Here is a 22,191-nt window from a genome sequence, read left to right on the forward strand (position 1 = left end):
AGTGAGTTAGGTGGAACTGCTTTGCTACAGAGTACGTGATTTTAGATCAGTCGAAGATAGCGGTTGGATTGAAACAGAAGAAATCACTGCATTTATAGGGACAAATGAATCAGGGAAGACAAATCTCTTAGTGCCTTTATGGAAATTCAACCCAGCAAAAGATGGTGAAATAAATCCAATTCAAGATTACCCAAGAGATAGATACGGTATAATTAGAGAAATGAAAACTAAACCCACTTTTATAGAGGTGAGATTTCGATTAAATGATGAATTGATTTTAACAATTGCCGATTTGACAAGCAGAAATACTGAAGAATTAACAGAAGTTATTGTGAGTCGTGACTATTCGGGAAATTATCGTTTGAACTTCCCCCACATAACACAAAATATTAGACCAAAGACAATAGATATAATTGAAATTTGCAACTCGGCCCTTCAGGATATCCAATCATTGGAATGCGCCGTGAAAGCAGAAGAGCAAATTAAGAATGAAGTAATACTATCGTTAAAACAAGATAGATTTAGCTCAGGAGACTCTGAAGGATTTGTTAGCATTGAAGACTTAAAAAGAATTAAGAAAGAATTTGACCATATTGATTTATCCAAAGGAGCGAAGCGCTCAACAATAGTGCCGAGATTTGGTCAAGTGATTGATAAATTTGAAGAAATAATATCTTTTTTGGAAATGCCACTACCTGAAGAAAATGATAACGTAATAGAAATCGTAATTGATAGCCTTCCAAAATTCGTTTATTACTCTAATTATGGGAATTTAGATTCTGAAATCTATTTGCCACAAATAATTGAGAATATGACTAGAACAGACGTTGGTATAAAAGAAGGAGCCAAAGCGAGAACGTTAAAAGTTTTGTTTGATTTTGTTAGACTGAAGCCGCAAGAAATCCTAGAATTAGGAGAAGATTTTCAACTCGGTTCCAATCCTAGTGAAAAACAAATCAAAGATGTAGCAGAGAATAAAAAAGAGAGAGACATTCTTTTACAATCTGCTGGCACTGAGTTGACAGGAAAGTTTCGTGATTGGTGGAAACAGGGGAACTATCGTTTTAGGTTTCAAGCAGATGGTAATTATTTTCGGATATGGGTATCAGACGACAGGCGTCCAGAGGACATTGAATTGGAAAGTCGGAGTACGGGGTTGCAATGGTTTCTAAGTTTTTATTTAGTATTTCTTGTTGAAGGACAAGGGTCTCATAAGAATTCTGTTTTGTTATTAGATGAGCCAGGAGTCTCTTTGCATCCTATCGCACAAAGAGATTTAGCTGTTTTCTTTGAGAGTCTAGCCACAACAAACCAGATATTATATACAACTCACTCCCCATTCATGGTCAATTCAAATCAATTAAACAGGGTTAAGGCAGTTTATGTAGACGAAAATGGCTCGACTTCAGTTTCTTCTGATCTAAGAGCAGGAGAAAAGAGTTCATACCAAACACAATCTATTTACCCAGTTCATGCCGCATTAGGTCTTTCAGTGTCAGACGCTTTATTACAGGGGTGCTATGCTGTTATAGTAGAAGGCCCTTCAGACCAAATATATCTTAGCGCAATAAAAAACTATCTAATAGGAAAAGGTTTAATTACTCCAAATCGTGAAGTTGTATTCTTACCATCTGGAGGAATAAAGGGTATGCAAGCAGTTGTATCCATTATGGCGGGTAAGAATCAATCACTCCCCTTCTGTATGTTGGATGGTGATCAATCCGGACAGGGATTAGCAAAAAAACTCAAAGAAAATATATATTTAGGTCAAGAAGATCGAGTTCTGTTAATGAACGAAATTTTAGAACTTGATAATGCCGAAATTGAAGACTTACTTTCGGGTCAGTTTTTGTCGGGGATATCCACAAATTTTCTTCCGAGACCTGAAGATACTGAAGATGACTTTATAGACGTTTATAAAGACAATCTTCCAATATTACCGCAGATTGAAGAATACGCCAGAATAAATAATATTGAACTAAAAAAGGGTTGGAAGGTAGAGTTGGCAAAAAGAGCCAAGACATCATTAAGTAAAAATCGAACTAGTATCGAGCAGAAATTTATAGACAAATGGAAAGAAATATTTGAAAAAATTCAAATTCAATAAAAACATGGGCGTTATGAATCTATATTTTCATAGCGCCCATGAAATGACTGTTTTATTTTAAGTAAAGGAGGAATGATTTATATGCATTGGAGTGAAATACCACAATTTATAACACATGGGTCATGGGAATGTAACTATTCAATAACTTCATTTATCAAATTCATTGAAGAGAAACGAAAGAGAATATGGATTACAGATAAATCCAGATTTTTAACGAGGTCATGTATGGACTGAGCAGCAACAAATTGATTATCTCGAATTTTTCTTAAAAGGGGGAAAAACGCTAGAGTCATATATTTAAATAGTAATCATTGGCAAACAAGGTGTGATAGTCCAGAGTATTTCGTTTGTGTTGATGGGTTGCAAAGATATACAGCGATTAAAAAATTTGTTAACAATGAAATTGAAGTGTTCGGATATTATTTCAAGGAAATTGAAGGAAGCCCAAGAATGGCGCATGATATTAGGGTGAATATTAATAATCTTCAAACTAGAAAAGAAGTTCTTCAATGGTATATCGAATTCAATTCTGGTGGAACCGTTCATACTAAAGAAGAAATTGATCGTGTTAAAGAGTTGTTAGCTGCCGAATCTATATGAAATGGTTCTATCACACAGAGTTATATAGCAGAAAGGAGATGGTTGATTAATGATAAAAATGAACTTATTAGAGAATGGCGTAGACTCTCTGAAGTCAGCTTATATGATTATGGAAGAAATTCCGAATTTACAGTCAGGTATTGACCATAAACTTAAAGATGCTGTCTTCTCGTTAAATCATGGTATTGAGATACTATTGAAGTTGATACTAAAAGATAAAAATGAATATCTCATTTTTAGTGATTTGGATAAGTATATGCTTGCTAAAAGAAAGATGATAGTTGAGGGGGAAACTAATGTATTCGAAGTAAATTCAAAATTGAAAACAGTTTCCCTAATCGAGTCTATAAGTAGAATAAAATATCTATGCAATTTAACTATTGAACCTAAATTGGAAGCCTCTATAGAATATTTAAATAAAATACGCAATGAATTTATGCATTATGAAATTAAACTTGAAGATGAGGAAATGCTAAAATTACTCGACAAACTAAGAGTGGGTTATGAATTATCAATTCAGTTCTTTGGTTTACACATTGAAGACCTTGAGGCTAAAATTGCTGAAGCTAGGTATCAAGTTACTGTTGATGATTATATGAGCGACATGGCCGAGACTTATGGAATGATGCGATACGAAGAAGAAAGAGAACTAAGAGATTATGAAGATGATGAGGATTCTTGATGAAACGCAAAGTTTTAAACAGAGGGGATGAAAGTTTCTTTTTTGTTGTGAGTAAATTCTATATGGGTGATTATCTATTTAACACATTGAAATAGATGGTAGTGTTACTATACGATTCGATAACCATTTTTTTGCACAAATTATTAAATTAAAAAAGCCTTATTTATCAAGGGATTTTAAATGGTTTTTTATTACATAATATGTAAATTATCAACAAAGCCTTGAAATCATTGAGCTTATACGATATACATTACGATTAACTTTTTGGTATTTTTACTTTTTTTATGGTTGGTTAAAATCCCTTTTCTATCAATGGATTTTTATGCTTCATCTGGCGGCGGGAATTAGCCAAAAAGCAGAAAACGTTGAAAATAAAGGGCTTTACGATATACTTTTTTTGAAGGGAGTTAAAAATGAGAGAAATATTAGAATACGTGATGCAAAACTCTGAAGAGGAGCAGAAAACAACTTGAGGTGAGTGTGCATGTCAAAACTAAACTTTAATGAACAAAAATTTATTGAGGAGATATTGGATATGGAGGGAGGGTACGTATTAAATTTTTCTAATGAATCTTTTAGAAGATTTATACAAGATTCATTAGAGATAGATATATATAATAAATATGGTAGTTTATCAAAGGCGAAAATTCTTAGGAAAATTATCGAAGAGTACGACAATGTGCGCGTGGGAAAGTTATTTTTGCAACTTCTAGATTACAAAAAATTACATATGAAAATTTTAGATGATGAAAAGGCGTTATTTTTCAAATGTGTGGAAATCAGCAAAAGGTTGATGGGGAAAAGTATGTTACCGAAAGTAAAATCTGTACCAATAACAGATAAATTTAATTTTGACTTTGATGAAAGCTTTAATTCTTATTTCAAAATATTAACTAATAAGAATGCTCAGCAAAGAGGATATGAGTTTGAGAAGTATCTATATAATCTGTTTAAGCAGAATAATTTAGAACCCCGAGAAAGTTTTAAAATCCATGGGGAACAAATTGATGGGAGCTTTTGCCTTAATAATGAAATTTATTTGTTAGAAGCAAAATGGCAGTCTTCCCAAACAAATAAAAATGATTTGGTTATTTTTAATGAAAAGGTAAGCTCTAAATCAGCTTATACAAGAGGCTTATTTATTAGTCATAATGGCTATTCTCCGCAAGCGGTTGAAACATTTAATTCTGGTAGAAAAGTACACATTGTTTTAATGGATGGCAAAGAGTTGGCATTTATGTTAGAAAGAAAAACTGATTTTAAAACAGTATTAGAATTGAAAATAAGGTGCCTAGCTGAAGAAGGTAACTGCTATAAGGATATCAGTGAATTGTTTTAGTTGTTCCATTAGAGTCTACTCATCTATTAGCAAAACAACATTACACCCATTGATATATGTGATGGAACTCTCCAGTAATTTTAAATGGAGAGTTTTTCTATGTCGAAAAGTATACTATTTGAATTATGTGTCATAATTATTGAACTATATATTATGAGACGTGTCAAAATATACAAAATAATCATTGAAATGTGTCATAAAACGTATATACATTTTGACATGGATAAAGTATAATATTATTATGACATACAAAGAAAGAGTGATAGAACATGGGTGATATTAGACACTTTGGTTACATAAGAGTATCCAGTAAAGACCAGAACGAAGCTAGACAATTGGAAGCTATGAAAGACTTAGGGATACTAGACCGTGATATGTACATAGATAAGCAGAGCGGTAAGGACACGAATAGATTTGGATACCAATCTATGAAAAATGGACTTAGAAAAGGGGATATCTTATTCATTAAGGAACTTGATCGGCTAGGACGTAATGCACAGGATATAAAACGGGAGTGGCAAGAAATCACAGAGGGTATAGGCGCCCACATAGTCATACTTGATATGCCTATCCTTGATACTAGACAGTATCAGAATGGATTAGAAAAGCTTATATCAAGTATTGTGCTTGAACTATTATCATACATGGCAGAACGTGAGAGAGAGAAAATAAACGGAAGACAAAAGGAAGGAATAGCAACAGCATTAAACAATGGTGTAGTGTTCGGTAGACCAAAGAAAACTATAAACGAAGAGTTTATACAAGTATATACGGAATGGAAGAATGGGAATATCACGGCAGTTGAAGCAATGAAACGGGTAGACATGAAACCTAATACATTTTATAGAAGAGTTAAAGAATATGAGGTACAGAAAGTAGGCTAAGCTCTATGAAATTAACAAGGCATGTATTACTTTACTTTTTTGAAATGTTTCTTGTTACAACCCTCATAGTTTGGGGGATTAATGGAGTAATTAGCTTTAAGGTTGGTTTGTTGGAAATATTGAGACAGTATGTTTTTGCCTATACTTTATATCAATTGATATTATTGACAATCTTTAAAATTAAGGGCTCTCTCGAAGTGGATGCATTAACTTCAATAAAGAATGAAGTAGATAGGTTCCAAGTATTTGCGGAATTTAAGAAACAAATACCCAATGAAAGGTTAGTGAAAATTAGAGACTTGTTGATTGAAAATAAAAAGACAGTTTTTAATAATAAACATAGAACTTTTCTAGAGAATTTATTGGATCTGGTTGATAGATACAATGATAAGATAATAACAAATGATGAATTTAGATTTATATTAAAACAAGAATCAAGAGAATTAGAGTTTACCACAAAGGTTGTCAACTTTTATTGGATGAACTCTATCTTTTTAAGACTACTTAAATAAATACATAACCAGATGAAAATCTGACCCATAAAAAAATTAGATAGAAAATGATATGTCAGTTCATGAAGTAGCAAATCAAGCTGGACACAGTAACATCCATACAACTTTGATGTACACAAATCCAAGTAAGCAGAAGATGCTAGAGAAGATGGATAGACTTTAAAAGAGCTGAAACACCTCTCACAGGGTGACCTCCCTAGTAGCTTATGACCATTAGTAAATAATTCTTTCTAATGCCATAGACCTATTTTGGCGATAATGTTAGAATTATGGAAAAAATAGGGTGGTGCATATGATATGCTATACGTTATTGAGGATGATAATTATTATTTTGTTCGTTGTAGAGTTTGCGGTAAAAGACAAGCGGTTTCAAAAAATGATTGTGAAGAGTCTTTAAATGGATATAGTATTAATTCTGTGGTAAGTTGTCGTTGTGGAAACTCTTCTACAGAAATTAAGGTGCTTGACAAAGGTAATGAAACAATCAGTGTTAATATAATGACTAATAATGTTGAAGAAGAAGACCTAATAAAATGTCCTAAGTGCAAATCAACTCAAATAACCGCTGGAAACAAAGGATTTGGATTAGGCAAGGCAGCCGTTGGAGGCTTGATACTTGGGCCAGTTGGTTTGCTTGGTGGCATCGTTGGAAGTAAAAAAGTAAAAATTACCTGTTTGAAGTGTGGTCATAATTGGGAGGCAGGAAAAGCATAATAGATTAATAGGGGAATAGTTGGTGGTAAGGGTTCACTATAACATAACATAGCATCAAATCTAAACATCAAATCTACATAATAGACAATAAAATGAGAAGGTATCCTGTTTCCTTGGTGTATTTGCTAGGGTAATGATATGCCTTCTTTATTTTCAGTATTAGAGGCTATGAAAACTGCATTTCATGCAGAGTGTGAGGAAGATTTAAGAGAAGATAGTGGGGGTAGGTTTAAATCTGAAAAATGATTCCACTATTCGGTGAGGCCCGCTTCACATCTAGCCACAGGGAGAGGTTATAAATTTGTGATTAATAATTAGAGTAATTCAAAATTGCTTGAAAAGTAGTCGTATGGGGAGGCAGATATACGGCTATTTTTGTTGCATCAAGAGTATTCGAATGATAACCTCTATAATAGATGTGATATACATAATTTGGGGGGATATTATATGAGAGCTACTTTCTATGCTAGGTGTTCAACCGATACAGATGAACAAAAAAATTCAATAGATAATCAGGTTTCCTTTTTTGAGGAGTATATTGTGAAGAAGGAATATCAATTTGCTGACTGTGGAGTTTTTTGTAAACGTGATGGTTCGATAAGACCAAGAAAGGGATACATTGATGAGGGCTTTTCTGGAGCTAAATCTGCAAGATATAGAAAAGCCTTTCAACAAATGATTAGAGATGCAAAGGCAAAAAAATTTGACATCATATTCACAAAGAATATCAGTCGTTTTGGTCGTAATGTTCAAGAAATTCTTAGATATATCGCAGACTTAAGAGAGTTGGGTATAGGAGTATATTTTGAAGATGTGAACATAAACACCTTAGATAGGACGGATGACATTAAAATTACAATATTTGCTGCTCTCGCTGAAGAGGAGTCTAGGGCAAAGTCAGATAGCGTGCAGTTTGGAAAAAAACAAGGATATGAAAAGGGGATTTGGGGTGGAAGAGAACCTTATGGATATAATATAAATAACGGAAAGTTAATGGTTAATGAAGAAGAGGCGGAAATAGTTAAAGAAATCTTTAGACTTTACTTACATGAAGGTAAAGGTTTAGGACAAATTGCGAAAGTACTAACTGAGAAAAGGGTTCCAACCAAATTGAGAATAAAAGCCTGGGATAAGAGCTTGATAAGTAAAGTTCTTAAAAATGGAATCTATACTGGTGAAATACGGTTACATAGAACACAAAAAACGGACATAAATAGAGGGACTATCAAAAAGATACCTTTAGAAGATCAGATAGTTAAACAAGATGAAACTCTAAGGCTTATTGATGATGAAACTTTTAGACTTGTACAAATTGAGAAAGAGAAGCGATTAGTTCAGTTTGGTCAATTTTCTTATACTGAAAACCAATTTGAAGATGTGGAAGGAAATATTGTGGAGAAGAAGGTTAGAAAGATTAATCGTGCGAATGGTAGGTATTCATCTGTACATATCTTTTCTAATATACTTAAGTGTGGAAACTGCGGCGGGAGCTTAAGAAGAAAGGTGCAGAAAACAAATAAACAATCTCATATTTATTGGGTGTGTCGTAACAATGATTCAATGGGGAAACTTGTTTGTTCATATCGTAACAGACAAACAGAAGGAGAACTAATAGCTTGGGTTAAGGCAGAAGTTGAAAAGTATAAGAAAAATAATCGGGGACATAAAAATAATCTCAATAACATTATTAAGACTAAATATGACATGAATAATCTTGATCAAAAAATAGATATTTTTAAAAAAAAATTGAACGATTTAGGGATCGAAAGGGACGCTAATTTTAAATTCTATACAAGAAACATTTTTAGCGAGAAAGAATTTGAAAGCCGTCATAAGCGCATTAATGACGATTACCGTGATACTGAGTCAAAGTTAGACCAGTTAGTTAATATAGAGCGTGAATTGAAAAATCTAAGAGACAAGTATGAAGAATTTTTGAAATTTTTAAATGATATAGATACCGATAACTTATCAAATGTTGTTTTGAGAAGGATTATTGATAAAATTGAATGTACGACATATGAAGAAGAAGATCATATATCTTTCATTCATGGAAATTATTTTGAGCCATATAAAAAAGAGATATATTGGAACTTTATGGGTGTTTCGGAGGGGGATATTTCGAGGGATTTATTTTTTAAAGTAATGAATGACTATCCGGAAGAAATGGCAATAGAGGATTACCTAAAAGATAGGGAAATTGAGAAGGGTATAGGTCTTCCGTTGCTTTAATCATTGATATGCTTCTCTAAAATATACGTATTTAGAAAGAGGAAGATAATGAGTGTGGGAACAAAAATTAATGTACTTTTAATCGGTGCATCTGTTTACAAGAATAATTCAGAATATTCAAATTTAGTAAGTGTAGAAGAAGATATAACAGCAATGAAGGATATTTTTGATCAGAATTTTGATGCTCAGATTAGTATATTTTTGGGCGAAGATGTGAATAGCGTAAAAGTAGATGTGAAATTAAGGGACTTTTTTATGAATTGTGGCACTAGTGATACCCTAGTTTTATACTGGGCAGGACATGGTGATATTATTGACAACAGAGGATATTTAATTACATATAATTCCACTTATTCAAATGCAAACGATAAAATATCTATGCAAGATTTAAATGAATGGATTCAAGAGTGCAATGCAAAATCAGTATTATTCATAGTTGATTGTTGTTATAGTGGTATTCTAGCAAGAAACCAGAATGATATTTCTAAGGTTATGAATAAAGAGTTAGATATAAACGGAAAGGGAAAAGTTATAATTACAGCAACAAATGATATAAATGCGGCGTACAATCTTTCTGATAATAGCAATGGAATATTTACCTCTATTTTAGTTAATCAACTGCAAGATTTTATTGATAATCAAATAAGAGATGAAATTGATATAACCGAGCTTTATTCCTCCGTAGTACGTGATATGGAGGATGCTCAATATAAGCAAATTCCATGTTTAAAAGCATCATTGGAAGGTAGATTAGTCTTGAAGTTAAAAGCAACAAATTCAGATATTGCAAAAAGAAGCGAAATGCATTCTCTATCTAGAGGTAACAGACAACAAATAGAAATTTTAAATAAATTTTTTAATAGAAGAAACTATATAGATAATGAACATTTTATTAAAGGAGTTCAAGAGTATCTTGAAATTTTTCTGCATGCAGGAAAGATTAAGAAAATAGAAAAACATATCATTAATGATAATGTCTTCTTTTTGAATATTGAGTGGTTCAACTGGGTAATGGATTCGAATATCGCTCCTTTTACGTCTTATACGGCTATATTAACGAGACGACAGGCTGAACTGGTATATGAAATGATCAATAATAAAGAGCTTACTGTATCAATTATGCTCTTTCTTTGTAACAATGACATTCGGATCAAAAAGGCTGAAATTTACATTAAAGAAGAAAGTATTGAATTAATGGGGATACATTCGAGAAATCATCAATTAGAGTTACCTACTGAAAATGGCGCAAAGTACATTTGGAATAAGTTTGCTGAAGATAAAAATATTCTTGTGGCTATTGATGACAATTTAAGAGTTAGTAAATGGGACATGGATTCAATAAGTTGTATATCTTCTTTCAGACTTAAAGATCAAGAAAATAGAGATATCACGCAAGTAAAATATTGTTTTACCAAAGATTCATTAATTATATTAAGTTATTATGACCATAAATTGGAATGGTCTTATCATGAATCTGATGGGGAGTCAAAAATAATTGAAACTGTTGGTGAAATGGGGAATATTTATCTTTCTAAGTCTGATGAATTTTTAATATTATATAATCACAAAAGTATGACATTGATATCTGAGAATTTAAAGAAGACTATTGAATTCAAAAGATCGTTTTTGAAAAAAGGAATACCCCTTATTAAGGAATTAAATGAAGACATATTAGTCTATTTAGATAATTTTTTATTCACTTATGATAAGCAATTTGTTCTTCAGAAAAAAGAAGAGAGCGTAAAATATTTTGTGTAAATAGATAAATAGAAAAAGGAAGACCTTTTCTTGTAGAATTGAGTTACCACACAACAATTCAAAGAGAGGTCTTCCCTATGAATCATTTTACAACAGATTTAGTCCAAGCTCTAGTCACAAAACAAGATGTAACGGAAGTATTTCGCAGTCACTTAGAGTGTGCTATGAATCACCTGTTAGAGACGGAGCTTACTGCATTCCTAGACTATGAAAAATATGACCGTATAGGTATGAATTCAGGGAATTCTCGAAACGGTGGCTACTGCCGAACGCTTCATACCGAGTATGGGGACCTGCAACTCAACATTCCTCGAGATCGTAACGGAGAGTTTAAGCAACAGACTGTAGCACCGTACAAACGCTCGAATGATACGCTAGAATCCTTTGTCATCCACATGTTTCAAAAGGGTGTCACGATGACGGAGATTGCCGACCTAATCGAGAGAATGTACGGTCACCACTACACACCACAAACCATATCGAACATGACAAAAGTGATGGTAGAGCATGTCGATGCGTTTATGAAACGACCTCTTGAGGAGCGCTATGTGTGCGTCTATATTGATGCGACCTATATCGCCGTTAAACGTGAAACGGTATCTAAGGAAGCGGTCTACATTGCCGTGGGAATTCGTGAGGATGGCTCCAAGGAAGTTCTTACGTACGCCGTTGCACCGACCGAATCAGCTTACATTTGGAAAGAACTCCTTCAGGACGTGAAACAGCGTGGCACGGAACAAATCCTTCTGTTTATCTCCGATGGACTCACAGGTATTGTGAATGCGATTCAGGAGATCTACCCGCAGGCGAAGTACCAAACATGCTGTGTTCATTTAGCACGTAATATTGCCCATAAAGTTCGTGTCTCAGATCGAGCAGAGATCTGTGAAGACTTCAAATCCGTCTATCGATCTGACGATGAAGCAGCTGGTAAAGCGGCGCTGGCAACCTTCTGTGATAAATGGAAAACAGCATATCCTAAGGTCACTAAATCCCTGCGAGAAAATCCCTATATCTTCACGTTTTACAGCTTTCCTAAGCCGATCTGGAGAAGCATTTATTCAACGAATTTAATAGAATCCTTTAACAAACAGATTAAGAAATACACTAATCGTAAAGAACAATTTCCCCATGAAGAGGCACTAGAAAAATTCTTGGTTTCACAGTTTGAAAGCTATAACCAACGCTTTGCTACCCGTTGTCATATTGGCTTCGATCAAGCTCGATCAGAACTGCTAGCAATGTTCTCTAACAAAAACTAAACGAACTTCTACAAGAGAGGTATATTTTCATTTACACAAAATTCTTGACGCTCCCAAAAAGAAACTCTTATAAATGAAGGATATATAGAAATAATAGATAATAATTTGATTATCTCTAAAAAAGATACAAAATATAAACTAGTTAATATACAAGATCGTGATAATACTTACACTGTGGGAATGTTGGATGAAGGGTATTCTATTAATGACCAATCTGGTAATATGATAGAAAATCAAATAGTAATTGAATATAGTAAAGAATATAATCATAAAGATAAGATGTACTTTTATGTTGGTAATATTCATACAGGTGAAAGAGCTTTATATCATACTGAAAGTAGATTTGTAAGCACTTCTATAAATCATGATAATACTTGCTTGGCTGGGGTAACAGAAACGGGGAAAATATTAGTATGGAAGTAATAATATTTATTATCAAAATATAAATTTATTAAACAAAAAAGGGACTATCCCAAAAGTAGTTTTATCTACAATGGGAATAGCCCTTTTTTTGTTGTCCTATTTAATTGACATGCTACAGGCGATGAATACTGGACATGATGGATCTCTATCTACTGGGCATGCAAACGGGACTGCAGACATGATCAGTAGGTTGGAGACGATGGTATTAAGTGGGGCGGAATTGCCGCTGGCGGTTGTTCGTGGACAGATTGCGTCGGCGATCGATATCTTTGTTCATTTATCTAGACTTCGTGATCGTTCTAGACGGGTGACGGAAATCTCTGAAGTAGCTGGTATCCAGGGTGGGGAGGTGATACTTAATCATCTTTATGTTTTCAAAGAGGAAGCGGAGATCGAGGGTAAAATTGTCGGTCGATTGACTGAAACGGGCAATAGACTGCTGCATGACGATAAGCTGCGGATGGCGGGGATGACTTCTGGCAGCATCTGAGGGGAGGAGGATGGGTATGAAGGCATTGTTAAGGCGACAGGGGACAAGCGTAGCTAGTTCCCTGGGGAAGCTGCCAGATTATAAAGTTTATGTTCTTTCTGTGAGGCAGAAGTGGGCATGCTTGCTAGCCAGTGGCATAGGGCTCTACTGTATAGGCTACGTTTTTTTTCATTCATTTTGGTTCGCGCTAGTCATGACGGGGGGTGCGGCCTTTATACCAAAATATTGGAGTCAATATTTGCTGAGCCGAAGAAGGGATGCACTCAGTCTGAACTTTAAACAGGCACTCTATTCACTATCCTCTTCACTCGCGGCAGGGCGCTCGGTGGAGAATGGATTCCGGGATGCGATTGAGGATTTAAGGCTTTTGTATCCGGGTGGGGACAACGATTTAATGATGGAACTCGGGATTATTTGTACGAGGTTGGAATACGGCCAACCAATTGAAGTAGCACTACAGGATTTCAGTGACCGAGCGGGGAGTGAGGACATAGGAAATTTTGCAGATGTATTTACAACGTGTAAGCGTTCGGGAGGGGATCTCGTAGAGATCATTAGAAGGACCTCGGCCATTATTAGCGAGAAGCTGGAGATTAGTCAGGAGATCGGCGTCATGATTGCTCAGAAACGATTTGAATCCAAGGTAATGATGGTTTCTCCGTTGTTCTTTCTTGTATTTATGGATATGTCTTCTCCAGATTATATGTCACCGATGCATAGTGGCATAGGATTGGTGATCTCGGCTGTAGCGTTGATAGTTTTTGCTTTATGTGCCTGGCTAATGATGAAGATTATGGACATCAAAGTGTGAAAGGAGTGGATATAAATGATGTGGTTCACGGGAGGCCTCTTGCTCGTGATGATATCGGGATGGGGACTCTTATTCATACGCTCAATTGGGCAATATGGCGATAGTGCTGGAATGGTTATGGAAGGACTGAGACTTCAAAAATTAGCACCGCCCATGTTGTATTTGCTTATGTTGATCTCTTTGTCACGCAGGTGTCCCATTTTTTTCTACAAAATACAACGATCCGTACAGAAAATCTGCGGAGACCGCCGTAGTGGTGAATTCACACTGCTATTTCTAGCCGAAATGCTCACTTATAGCTGGTTACTGCTAACCTCGGGATGTTTATTCTCTTTGCTCATGGGTGGGGATAATACTGTGCTCATAATGGGAACTGCACTTGCTGTTCTGCTTCCGGCCGCTCTTTTGAATGATCTTCATCGAAAAGTAGTTAAAAGAGAGCATGAGGTAATTCTGGAGTTACCGGAACTACTAAATAAAATCATACTGCTAGTCGGGGCTGGATCCACGGTTCAGCAGGCGATCAAACAATGTCTTGAACGAAAACGTGGGGAAGAGAGTCACCCTTTGTACCGTGAACTATTTCAAATGCAACGGGAGTGGGAGAGTGGGGATCCTTTTCAACAAGCATTAGAGGGATTCAGTAAACGTTGCGGGATCCAGGAGGTGTCTGCATTTACTACTTCGGTGTTACTTAATTTTCGTCGTGGGGGTAATGATCTTGCTCTGGCATTACATGAATTGTCCCACACACTATGGGAGAAGCGTAAGGTGGTTAGTCGGACGCTGGGAGAACATGCATCTTCGAAGCTTATGTTCCCGATGATGTTACTATTTTTAGTCATCATTGTATTAGTAGGCGCCCCAGCGTTTATGATCATGGACTTGTAATTTGAGAGAAGAGGGTCACTATTCATTTATTTTATCTATTTAGGAGGGGTATCTAATGTTGGAAATGATTCGTGTAAAGGCCAAGGGATTATGGCGTAATGAAGATGGGCTTGGGATGTTAGAAATGATATTGATTATTGCGGTGATTGTGATCATCGCGGTTATATTCAGAGATCAGTTGAAAGAGATTGTTGAAAATTTACTTGGTAAGGCGTCGAGTAAGACAGATGAATTTATGGACGGGAACTAGATGAATCTATTTCGAAATCGGGAAGGAAGTTTCACGTTGGAAGCCTCACTAGTATTCCCGACTATCTTCACCTTCATATTGATAATGTTGTTCTTCTGTTTGTATTTATATCAGAATGTGCTGCTTGGTCATATGGCAACCGTAGCGGCAGAACGGAGTGCTTACACCTGGGATAACAGTCATCGTAGTCCTCGGACGGGAGCCTTCCAGATTGAAGAACGCGATTCCTTATATTGGCGAATGAGTGATGATGGGATGATGCAGGCGCTATTTGGATGGGGTGGTCAATCTTCACCTTCAATCTTGCAATTACCTAGTGGAGTTAATTCTGATGGTCCATTGCCCCTACAGAAGTTAAGCCATACGGGTGACGAAATTCCGCAAGGGGTCAATGGAGTAATGCGATATGACAATAAATTATTATTTCGTAAAATCACGGTTTCCATGAACCGACTTATACCTTTTGCCCCATTGGAGCGAGTGATTGGTGATGTGACTCAGAGAGGCCAGTCCACTTCCTACATTGTTGAACCGGTAGAGTGGATTCGGACTGTGGACCTGGCACGATATTATGGCGCGAAATTCAAAGGTTCTGGAAAAGATCATGTAGATAAGAACGAGGCTGGTGATGCGCTCGAAATGTTTGGCAAATGATCAAATAAATTTGTGCTGACTTAAGGGAGGGGGAATCTAATCAGAATGTTTAATAGAGACAGGTCAGAGAATGGTGCAGTAACGATTTTTCTAATTGTGACCTTCACAGCCATTTTTACATTTGTTGCGATCTTCATTGACTTCGCTCGGATGTATGCTCTGCAGACGAAGACGGAAGCGCTAACTCATGCCGCAGCTCGCTCCCTCCTGTCAGCTTTTGATAAGGAGCTAGTAGAGCAATACGGTCTATTCGCATATGGAGAGACGGATGAGAACTATATTATGTCTAAAGTGCTGCAGGATAACTTAGATCTTGCGGTTCGAAGCGATGATCTACCCTTACTGAGAGCAAAATTGGACTCATCCTCTGTTGAATTATTACGACCACTTGGGATATATTCTGTTTTTGAATCACAAATACGAGAGGAAATGAAGTATAAAGCGCCTATCGATTTTGCAATAGATATCATAAATCGATTCAAGCCGATGGCACAGGTAATGAAGGAGACGTCTAATACGGTAGATTTACTTGGTAAATTACAGAAGCTGTATGACAAAAGAGAAGCAAAGCTTGATGAGTTGCTAGACAATCAAAAGAAGGCAGCGTTAACTGTGGAATCATTTTCGTCATTGTTACCACGCTCTCCTTCTCTTTCTCTATCGGATGAGTCTGTTAGTGGTATACCTCGCACTGCTGCTGACCTGGCATCGCAATATGCTGATTATCAGAGCATGGTTGAAGCAGATCGTGAACGAGAATTGTTGGAACGAGTGCACGGTATGAGTATAGGATTTTATCAACTTGGCGCATCAAATATCTTCAGCGAAGCGGGACGGTCCATAATGAATGCGCAAGTAAAACATCGGGATTCCTTGGCGAATGCTAGGAATTTGTTGAGTGAAGTTTCGGAAATTAATGAACAGATGAAAGTGATTATCGAGCAATCAGAGCAAAGATCAGCACAAGATGGCTATAATTCTGTATCTGAAGGGCAGAGTACCGGAGGCAAAGAGAGTGTTGTTGGAAACCAAGAAATCGCAAAAATACGTGAGCAAAGTCGATCGTTATTACTTCCAGATGATTTAATTGCAGATTTTAAATCTGATATTGATGGACAAGCCTTACAGTTGACTCAACTACAAAGTGAGATGAGTTCTATGCTTGCTGAAGAGAGCTCCATAATGTCGGCCTCATCATCGAGTGGCTCGATGAAGTCGGTTGTAGTGACAGCAAGTCGAGAAGTAGAAGTTTTTTTGCAGAAATATGTGGATCATGGATCTAGCAATATATTGGAAGAAAATGCAGCAACACTTGAGAGATATCGTTCATATGATAATGAACGCAAACAACTAGAGAATCAAGCCGGAGCTAAATTAAAGGACGCGAGCAACATACTTACCCAACTTAAGGAACTAAAGAATAAATTGAGTCAATATCAGGAGCAATTTGATCAATTGGAATCTTACTTCAGTGAAAATCGAACACTTAATCAAGATGCCTCTTCCGCGGAAGGAACGGAAGGATCTTCATTATCACAGGATCCATATGACGCTGGAGAAGATGCTATGGGAAGTATGGACACCTTTTATGGTGGATTATCCGGTGTTATGAGTGGAATGTCTGATAGTTGTTTTCAGAGTGAATATATCGCAAATTATTTTCAATATTTTGATGTGAGCACACTGGATGAGCTGCTGAAGGGTAGCGGTACTGGGAAGTTGGAAGCTTTAAGTGAACAGTTTGCTTATGATAAGCAGGAAGTGGAGTACATACTGTACGGATTCAATAATCCAACTGGAAATATCGCAGCTGCGTATGGGGAGATTTTCACTATGCGCCTAGCTATCAGAACAATGGAAGGTTTTATTAAGAACGTAAATAAAGGAAACCCGCTGCTCATTCTGGTCTCTGCTCTACTATATGGGGTTGAGAAGGCGATAGAGGACATGGTGACTCTTGCCCAGAAGGGGAGTATCCCACTTAGTGATTTTATGAAGATTGAATTAACGTATAAAGATCATTTACGAATCTTTCTCTTCTTACATGGAAGGAGCGATAAGAGGTTATCACGTATGCTCTCCATTATTCGTATGGAAACCGGAATTAATCCGGATGAGAGAGCAACGTATGCGAAAGGGGAAGTTACTACAGCAATGACTTTGTGGTTCTTACCTGGTGTCGCCAAAGCCATGGGATCGGTTGGGGCATTGAATGGGAGAGTGGAAGGAAGCCGATATTATGTCGATAAACAAGCGGACTTCTCGTACTAAAGAGATAGTGGGATCAAAGGGGAGTATTGTGCTTGAGGCTGCCTTGGTTATGCCAGTATTTATAATCGTTGTGTTTTTCTTTATCTATATGGTTCAGATGACTCTACTAACAACGCAAATGAATACGTTGGCTTCTAATGCAGTGAAACTCGTCTCTTCACATATTTACCCAGTAGCGTTAGCAGTGGAGGCGCATGCCAAAGAGAATGTGAATGAGACTGAGAATGCATCTAACCTTAAGATACCCAAGCTATCATTAGTGGACTGGGCCGATCAATATGCAGCTGACTTACCCTCCCCGCTAAATGAATGGATTAGAGAAGCTGCGGTTAAAGGAGACGAACCACTTCAGGATTTGAAGAATAGTGTGCTCGAAAGCGTACTTGATCCGGTGATGAAACCTCTGTTGCACCCTTTTCTTGAAGGAACATTGCTTCATGAAGAGCGACTGCATGTCAGTCGTGTAACCGTTCCTGATTTAAGGACAGGGAGTAATCCCTATTTTGGAATAGAAATTAGTTATGAATTGCCTGTCAAAGTCCCTTTTACGAACCGGAAATTGGTACTTCAATCGAGAGCCGAGGAGCGTCTTTGGATTGGAGATACCGGAGAATTAAATGAAAATGCCGGAGAAGGGGAAGTAGAGCAAGGACAACATGCCGTAATTCTCTCTAAACCTGATCCTGCCTATGCAGGGCATAAGGCTAAGGTCTCTGCAAAAATTGAACCCTTTACAACAGCAAAGCTAACTGTATATTACAAGAGTGGTACCAGTAAGGCTAAATATCTTGGGGAAGCAACGGCAGATGCTAGTGGAATCGTAGATTGGGAGTGGCTGGTCGGTGGGAACACTACACCTGGAACATGGACGATCGTCCTCGAGACACAGGAGGGGTTACGTACGACAGAGGTATTTGACGTAGTCAGTCCAAACAACAAATAGTGTAATCATGGAAGTAACGCTAACAAAACTTAGCGTATGCTTTCGAGGCAGTTTTGTACGAACCGTAATCTTTGAAGTAACGCTACAAAACTTTAAGGGGGATACGATGTGGAATATTGGGCTTGGGGTTGTTTTCTTTTGCTTATTATCGCATTCATAACTGATATCAGGTCAATGAAGATACCAAATGTGATCACGGTGAGCGGTATGATTCTTGGAATCTTAGTTCATACATTGTTGGAAGGAAGTGCGGGAACTGTTTTTGCACTCAAAGGGTTTGGTGTCGGTTTTGGACTGATGATGATCCTTTACTGGGTAGGAGCTGTAGGCGGGGGCGATGTGAAGCTTTTCGGTGGGGTTGGCGCATGGTGTGGTATGAGTTTAACTCTGTCCACGATGATGTACTCTATCTTTGCTGCTGGATGTATTGGTTTGATCATTTTGATTTGGAGAAGGGAAATGTTTACTAGGGTACGTGGAGTTCTAAATAGCGTGCTTGGAGCCGTCATTCTGAAGAGCCTATTGCCGATCCAAGCGAATGCCAAAGGGCATCTGCAGTTCCCGTTCATGCTTGCTGTGCTGCCAGGTGCTGTCATGGCGTTCTACTATTTCTAAAGTAAGGGGGAGAGCTAATGATGGGTTTACATGTTGACTATGTCAGGGATGGCGGAACATTTATGATTTTGAGAGCGGAAGGTCATATAGAACCCCAACGGATCAATCTGGTACAGAAGGAGATGCTGATGTCAATTTCTGTACCTGGATTATTGCGGCTGGACATTCGAGAAGTAGATTACAAGGTTAGTCTTCACTATGATATTACGGGCAGAAGAATGTTATCTCAATGTTTGAAGAGCGATAAGATGAGTATGCCGGAGTTTTACAGCCTCCTTCTCCAGATCATTACTGTGTTGGATGATAGTAAAGGATATATGTTATCTCCGGGAAATTACATTTTGGAAGAGGAGTTTATTTTTGTAGAAGAACCCTTAACTAGCGGTATACTCTATCTCACCTATGTTCCATTGAAGGAACCTTTAATTGTAGATCCGGTTCATATCATGCTGTTGGGTTTGATCACAAGACTCATGACCAGTATCTCGCATATGGAGGGTAATGGAATCCAGAAAATATTATCCTTTTGTCGGGATGACTTATTCTCTATTCCGGCATTGAAGAGGATGCTAATTGAGTTACTGGCTGATGATGAACCAACAGTGCGCCATAAATCTAGCCATGAGTTACAGATGCAAAGTAAATATGAGGAATCTAGAGCCGTAATAAAAGAATATTTACCATCGTATTCCCAATCGGCAGTTGCTAGTGAGAGAGTTGGATTAGAGTATAGCTCCCTGAGGAGAAATGAATCTAACGAGTCTCCAATATGGAAGTCTCCGCAATTATTTCATTCTGATGATAATGATACACTTGCGGATTCAGATGAAAGTGGTTTGGGCTCTCCCAAGCTTTTTTATTACATAGTTGGAGCAATACTTATCGATGCATTATGCTGGAAGCTTCTATACTTAGATCACCCTGTAAGCTTGAATTTATATATATGTATGGGACTGACTCTTATATTTGGTGTTGCCGTTCTGCTCATAAGGGCGGGTAAGCTGCAGCTACCAGTGAAAGGACTGGCTAAGGAGTTAGCTCAATCTAATTCAACTAATTTTGATGATCAAGATCAGAAGCAGGAAGAGATGACATGGAAGGGCAAGAAGGGCCAGTGGGGCAAGCCGAACATCGCAGAATTTGATGAGAAGTGGAGATGGAATGACGTGGGGGACGTCACTTTCCCTAATGCTCCAAGAGAGAATCCAGAAAATGCGCATAAACAGCAACCGCAATCACCTCGACCAACTCAGGAAGCCTATTCAACTCAGATTGATTATCCAACTTACGTATCGAATCCTATCCAAGAACCTTATCCAACTCAGATCCCTTACGCTACCCCGAAGGAGAAATACAATGACTCGGTAGTAGGAAAAGTAATAGGTCCCCCTGTTAACCCAGCAACTGTATTACTGAAGAGACCTATGGTTCAGGATCGGGATAGTTATTCTTTGCCTCTGCCAGCGACGCTTAGCTATTTGGAACGTTATGACTCCACAGGAGGAGGAACTCAGCGTATTGCTCTGAAGACGGGAAGTTTTGTGATAGGTCGGTCGGAAGAAATTGTTCAGTATGTGGAGAAAGCAGTAGGGGCATCACGAGCTCATGTTGAGCTGATGATTACGACAAAGGGTTGTAGCCTGAAAGATCTGGGTTCTAAGAATGGCACTAAACTAAAAGGAGAGCTTATTGCTCCCTATAAAGACTACCCACTTGAGGCGGGAGATGTATTTTCGATCGCTGATATTTCCTTTAAGTGTTGCAAAGAAGGAATGTAATCAGCAAACCAATGGATTTTCTGCATGAGATTCTTCAATAGGCTACGATTTCATTTTCAGATCGACTAACGCTTCATGCAATGTAGGATAGGTAAATTCAAAGCCGTAACGCAGTGCGGCATGTGGCATCACTTTCTGGCCTTCTAGTAGGAGCGAGGACATATCCCCTAACGCAGTTTTTAGGAAAAATTCCGGAAGCGGAAGCCAGTGTGGTCTATGGTATACAGAACTGATAGTATTACCGAATTCATTATTGGTGACGGGATTAGGACTAACCGCGTTAACTGGACCGGCGACATCACGGTGGGAGATACAAAAGTCGATTAAAGAAACCAAATCCGAAAGGTGAATCCACGGAATCCATTGCTTTCCGCTTCCTATTCGGCCTCCGATTCCGATTTTATAGGGAAGAGCCATGAGCGGATAGGCACCGCCGTTATTTCCGAGTACAACACCTGTCCGAAGTTTAACCAGACGAATGTTTTGAAAACCATGATCTGCAGCATTCTCCCACTGTCTAGTCACATTCGCCAAATAATCATGGGAGGAAGTCTTTGAATTCTCGTCAAACTCCTCCTCAAGAGAAGTTCCATAAATCCCTACAGCAGACCCCTGTATAACAACCTCCGGTTTGCAGTCTAAAGATTTAACCCAGCGTGCTACCGACTCTGTGGCTGTCAATCGCGACTTCAAAATGTTCACCTTGGCGCTAGGAGTCCAACGTTGATTGATAGTGGCACCAGCTAGATTAACCACTGCGCTCACATCGTGTGGGGAAGTCACATTATTCTCAAGCTCATTCCATGTTAAGTAGGAAAGTGCAGGATGTTCTTGAGCAAGCATTCTTTTTGTTTGTTTTCGCGTTACAATGATAACTTCATATCCCTTTTCCAACCAAAATGACATTAATGCACTACCAATAAATCCCGTTCCTCCGAAAATGACGATCTTCAATATCATCTTCCTCCCTTGAGC

General features: G+C 37.6%; 20 protein-coding genes and 2 pseudogenes. 21 read left to right on the forward strand and 1 reads right to left on the reverse strand.

Translation table 11 applies throughout. The features are described 5' to 3' along the window. The first annotated feature begins 10 nt into the window (after positions 1 to 10). The 21 genes and pseudogenes from NST85_RS07655 to NST85_RS07755 all read left to right on the forward strand — a co-directional run bounded on the left by NST85_RS07655 (position 11) and on the right by NST85_RS07755 (position 21,216). A complete protein-coding gene (locus NST85_RS07655; RefSeq protein WP_341188999.1) occupies positions 11 to 2,107 on the forward strand; it encodes an AAA family ATPase in 2,097 nt (698 codons plus the stop codon). A 360-nt stretch (positions 2,108 to 2,467) separates the two neighbouring features. Then, positions 2,468 to 2,707 (forward strand): hypothetical protein, encoded by a 240-nt coding sequence (locus tag NST85_RS07660; RefSeq protein WP_341189000.1) that lies wholly within the window; start codon positions 2,468 to 2,470, stop codon positions 2,705 to 2,707. A 49-nt stretch (positions 2,708 to 2,756) separates the two neighbouring features. After that, positions 2,757 to 3,389, forward strand: a complete 633-nt coding sequence (locus NST85_RS07665; protein WP_341189001.1) for a hypothetical protein — start codon at positions 2,757 to 2,759, stop codon at positions 3,387 to 3,389. A gap of 484 nt (positions 3,390 to 3,873) precedes the next feature. After that, positions 3,874 to 4,728 carry a restriction endonuclease gene (locus NST85_RS07670; protein ID WP_341189002.1) on the forward strand — a complete coding sequence of 285 codons (855 nt, stop codon included), beginning with the start codon at positions 3,874 to 3,876 and terminating at the stop codon, positions 4,726 to 4,728. 269 nt (positions 4,729 to 4,997) lie between these two features. Then, positions 4,998 to 5,612 carry a recombinase family protein gene (locus NST85_RS07675; protein WP_341189003.1) on the forward strand — a complete coding sequence of 205 codons (615 nt, stop codon included), beginning with the start codon at positions 4,998 to 5,000 and terminating at the stop codon, positions 5,610 to 5,612. A gap of 5 nt (positions 5,613 to 5,617) precedes the next feature. Next, entirely contained in the window at positions 5,618 to 6,124 is a 507-nt protein-coding gene (locus tag NST85_RS07680; protein WP_341189004.1) for a hypothetical protein, read from the forward strand. 40 nt (positions 6,125 to 6,164) lie between these two features. Continuing rightward, a pseudogene (locus NST85_RS07685) lies at positions 6,165 to 6,287 on the forward strand (transposase); the annotation flags it as partial. 134 nt (positions 6,288 to 6,421) lie between these two features. Beyond that, positions 6,422 to 6,838 (forward strand): hypothetical protein, encoded by a 417-nt coding sequence (locus NST85_RS07690; RefSeq protein ID WP_341189005.1) that lies wholly within the window; start codon positions 6,422 to 6,424, stop codon positions 6,836 to 6,838. Between the two features lie 447 nt (positions 6,839 to 7,285). Beyond that, positions 7,286 to 9,070 carry a recombinase family protein gene (locus NST85_RS07695; RefSeq protein ID WP_341189006.1) on the forward strand — a complete coding sequence of 595 codons (1,785 nt, stop codon included), beginning with the start codon at positions 7,286 to 7,288 and terminating at the stop codon, positions 9,068 to 9,070. Between the two features lie 48 nt (positions 9,071 to 9,118). Next, positions 9,119 to 10,828: a caspase family protein gene (locus NST85_RS07700; protein WP_341189007.1), complete on the forward strand. Its 1,710-nt coding sequence runs from the start codon at positions 9,119 to 9,121 to the stop codon at positions 10,826 to 10,828. Positions 10,829 to 10,905: 77 nt separating this feature from the next. Next, positions 10,906 to 12,090 (forward strand): IS256 family transposase, encoded by a 1,185-nt coding sequence (locus NST85_RS07705; RefSeq protein WP_341189008.1) that lies wholly within the window; start codon positions 10,906 to 10,908, stop codon positions 12,088 to 12,090. A 105-nt stretch (positions 12,091 to 12,195) separates the two neighbouring features. Then, the gene (locus NST85_RS07710; RefSeq protein ID WP_341189009.1) at positions 12,196 to 12,513 is read left to right on the forward strand and encodes a hypothetical protein; all 318 of its coding nucleotides are present in this window, start codon (positions 12,196 to 12,198) and stop codon (positions 12,511 to 12,513) included. A gap of 94 nt (positions 12,514 to 12,607) precedes the next feature. After that, a pseudogene (locus tag NST85_RS07715) lies at positions 12,608 to 13,003 on the forward strand (ATPase, T2SS/T4P/T4SS family); the annotation flags it as partial. A 10-nt stretch (positions 13,004 to 13,013) separates the two neighbouring features. Further along, the gene (locus NST85_RS07720) at positions 13,014 to 13,814 is read left to right on the forward strand and encodes a type II secretion system F family protein (RefSeq protein ID WP_341189010.1); all 801 of its coding nucleotides are present in this window, start codon (positions 13,014 to 13,016) and stop codon (positions 13,812 to 13,814) included. 15 nt (positions 13,815 to 13,829) lie between these two features. Further along, positions 13,830 to 14,705 (forward strand): type II secretion system F family protein, encoded by an 876-nt coding sequence (locus NST85_RS07725; RefSeq protein WP_341189011.1) that lies wholly within the window; start codon positions 13,830 to 13,832, stop codon positions 14,703 to 14,705. A gap of 55 nt (positions 14,706 to 14,760) precedes the next feature. Next, a complete protein-coding gene (locus tag NST85_RS07730; RefSeq protein WP_127191956.1) occupies positions 14,761 to 14,955 on the forward strand; it encodes a Flp1 family type IVb pilin in 195 nt (64 codons plus the stop codon). Further along, a complete protein-coding gene (locus NST85_RS07735) occupies positions 14,956 to 15,609 on the forward strand; it encodes a TadE/TadG family type IV pilus assembly protein (RefSeq protein WP_341189012.1) in 654 nt (217 codons plus the stop codon). It begins immediately after the preceding gene. A 45-nt stretch (positions 15,610 to 15,654) separates the two neighbouring features. After that, positions 15,655 to 17,880 carry a hypothetical protein gene (locus NST85_RS07740; RefSeq protein WP_341189013.1) on the forward strand — a complete coding sequence of 742 codons (2,226 nt, stop codon included), beginning with the start codon at positions 15,655 to 15,657 and terminating at the stop codon, positions 17,878 to 17,880. Next, positions 17,849 to 18,823 (forward strand): pilus assembly protein, encoded by a 975-nt coding sequence (locus NST85_RS07745; RefSeq protein WP_341189014.1) that lies wholly within the window; start codon positions 17,849 to 17,851, stop codon positions 18,821 to 18,823. The genes NST85_RS07740 and NST85_RS07745 overlap by 32 nt, the downstream gene beginning before the upstream one ends. Before the next feature lie 108 nt (positions 18,824 to 18,931). Next, positions 18,932 to 19,438, forward strand: coding sequence for an A24 family peptidase (locus tag NST85_RS07750; RefSeq protein WP_246054035.1), 507 nt, complete (start codon positions 18,932 to 18,934; stop codon positions 19,436 to 19,438). A 17-nt stretch (positions 19,439 to 19,455) separates the two neighbouring features. Further along, a complete protein-coding gene (locus NST85_RS07755) occupies positions 19,456 to 21,216 on the forward strand; it encodes a DUF6382 domain-containing protein (RefSeq protein WP_341189015.1) in 1,761 nt (586 codons plus the stop codon). Between the two features lie 42 nt (positions 21,217 to 21,258). On the opposite strand, the gene NST85_RS07760 is transcribed toward NST85_RS07755, so the two are convergent. Continuing rightward, positions 21,259 to 22,170: a TIGR01777 family oxidoreductase gene (locus tag NST85_RS07760; RefSeq protein ID WP_341189016.1), complete on the reverse strand. Its 912-nt coding sequence runs from the start codon at positions 22,168 to 22,170 to the stop codon at positions 21,259 to 21,261. Between the last annotated feature and the right edge of the window lie 21 nt (positions 22,171 to 22,191).

The organism is Paenibacillus sp. FSL K6-2524, from assembly GCF_038005525.1.
GTDB lineage: Bacteria > Bacillota > Bacilli > Paenibacillales > Paenibacillaceae > Fontibacillus > Fontibacillus anaericanus.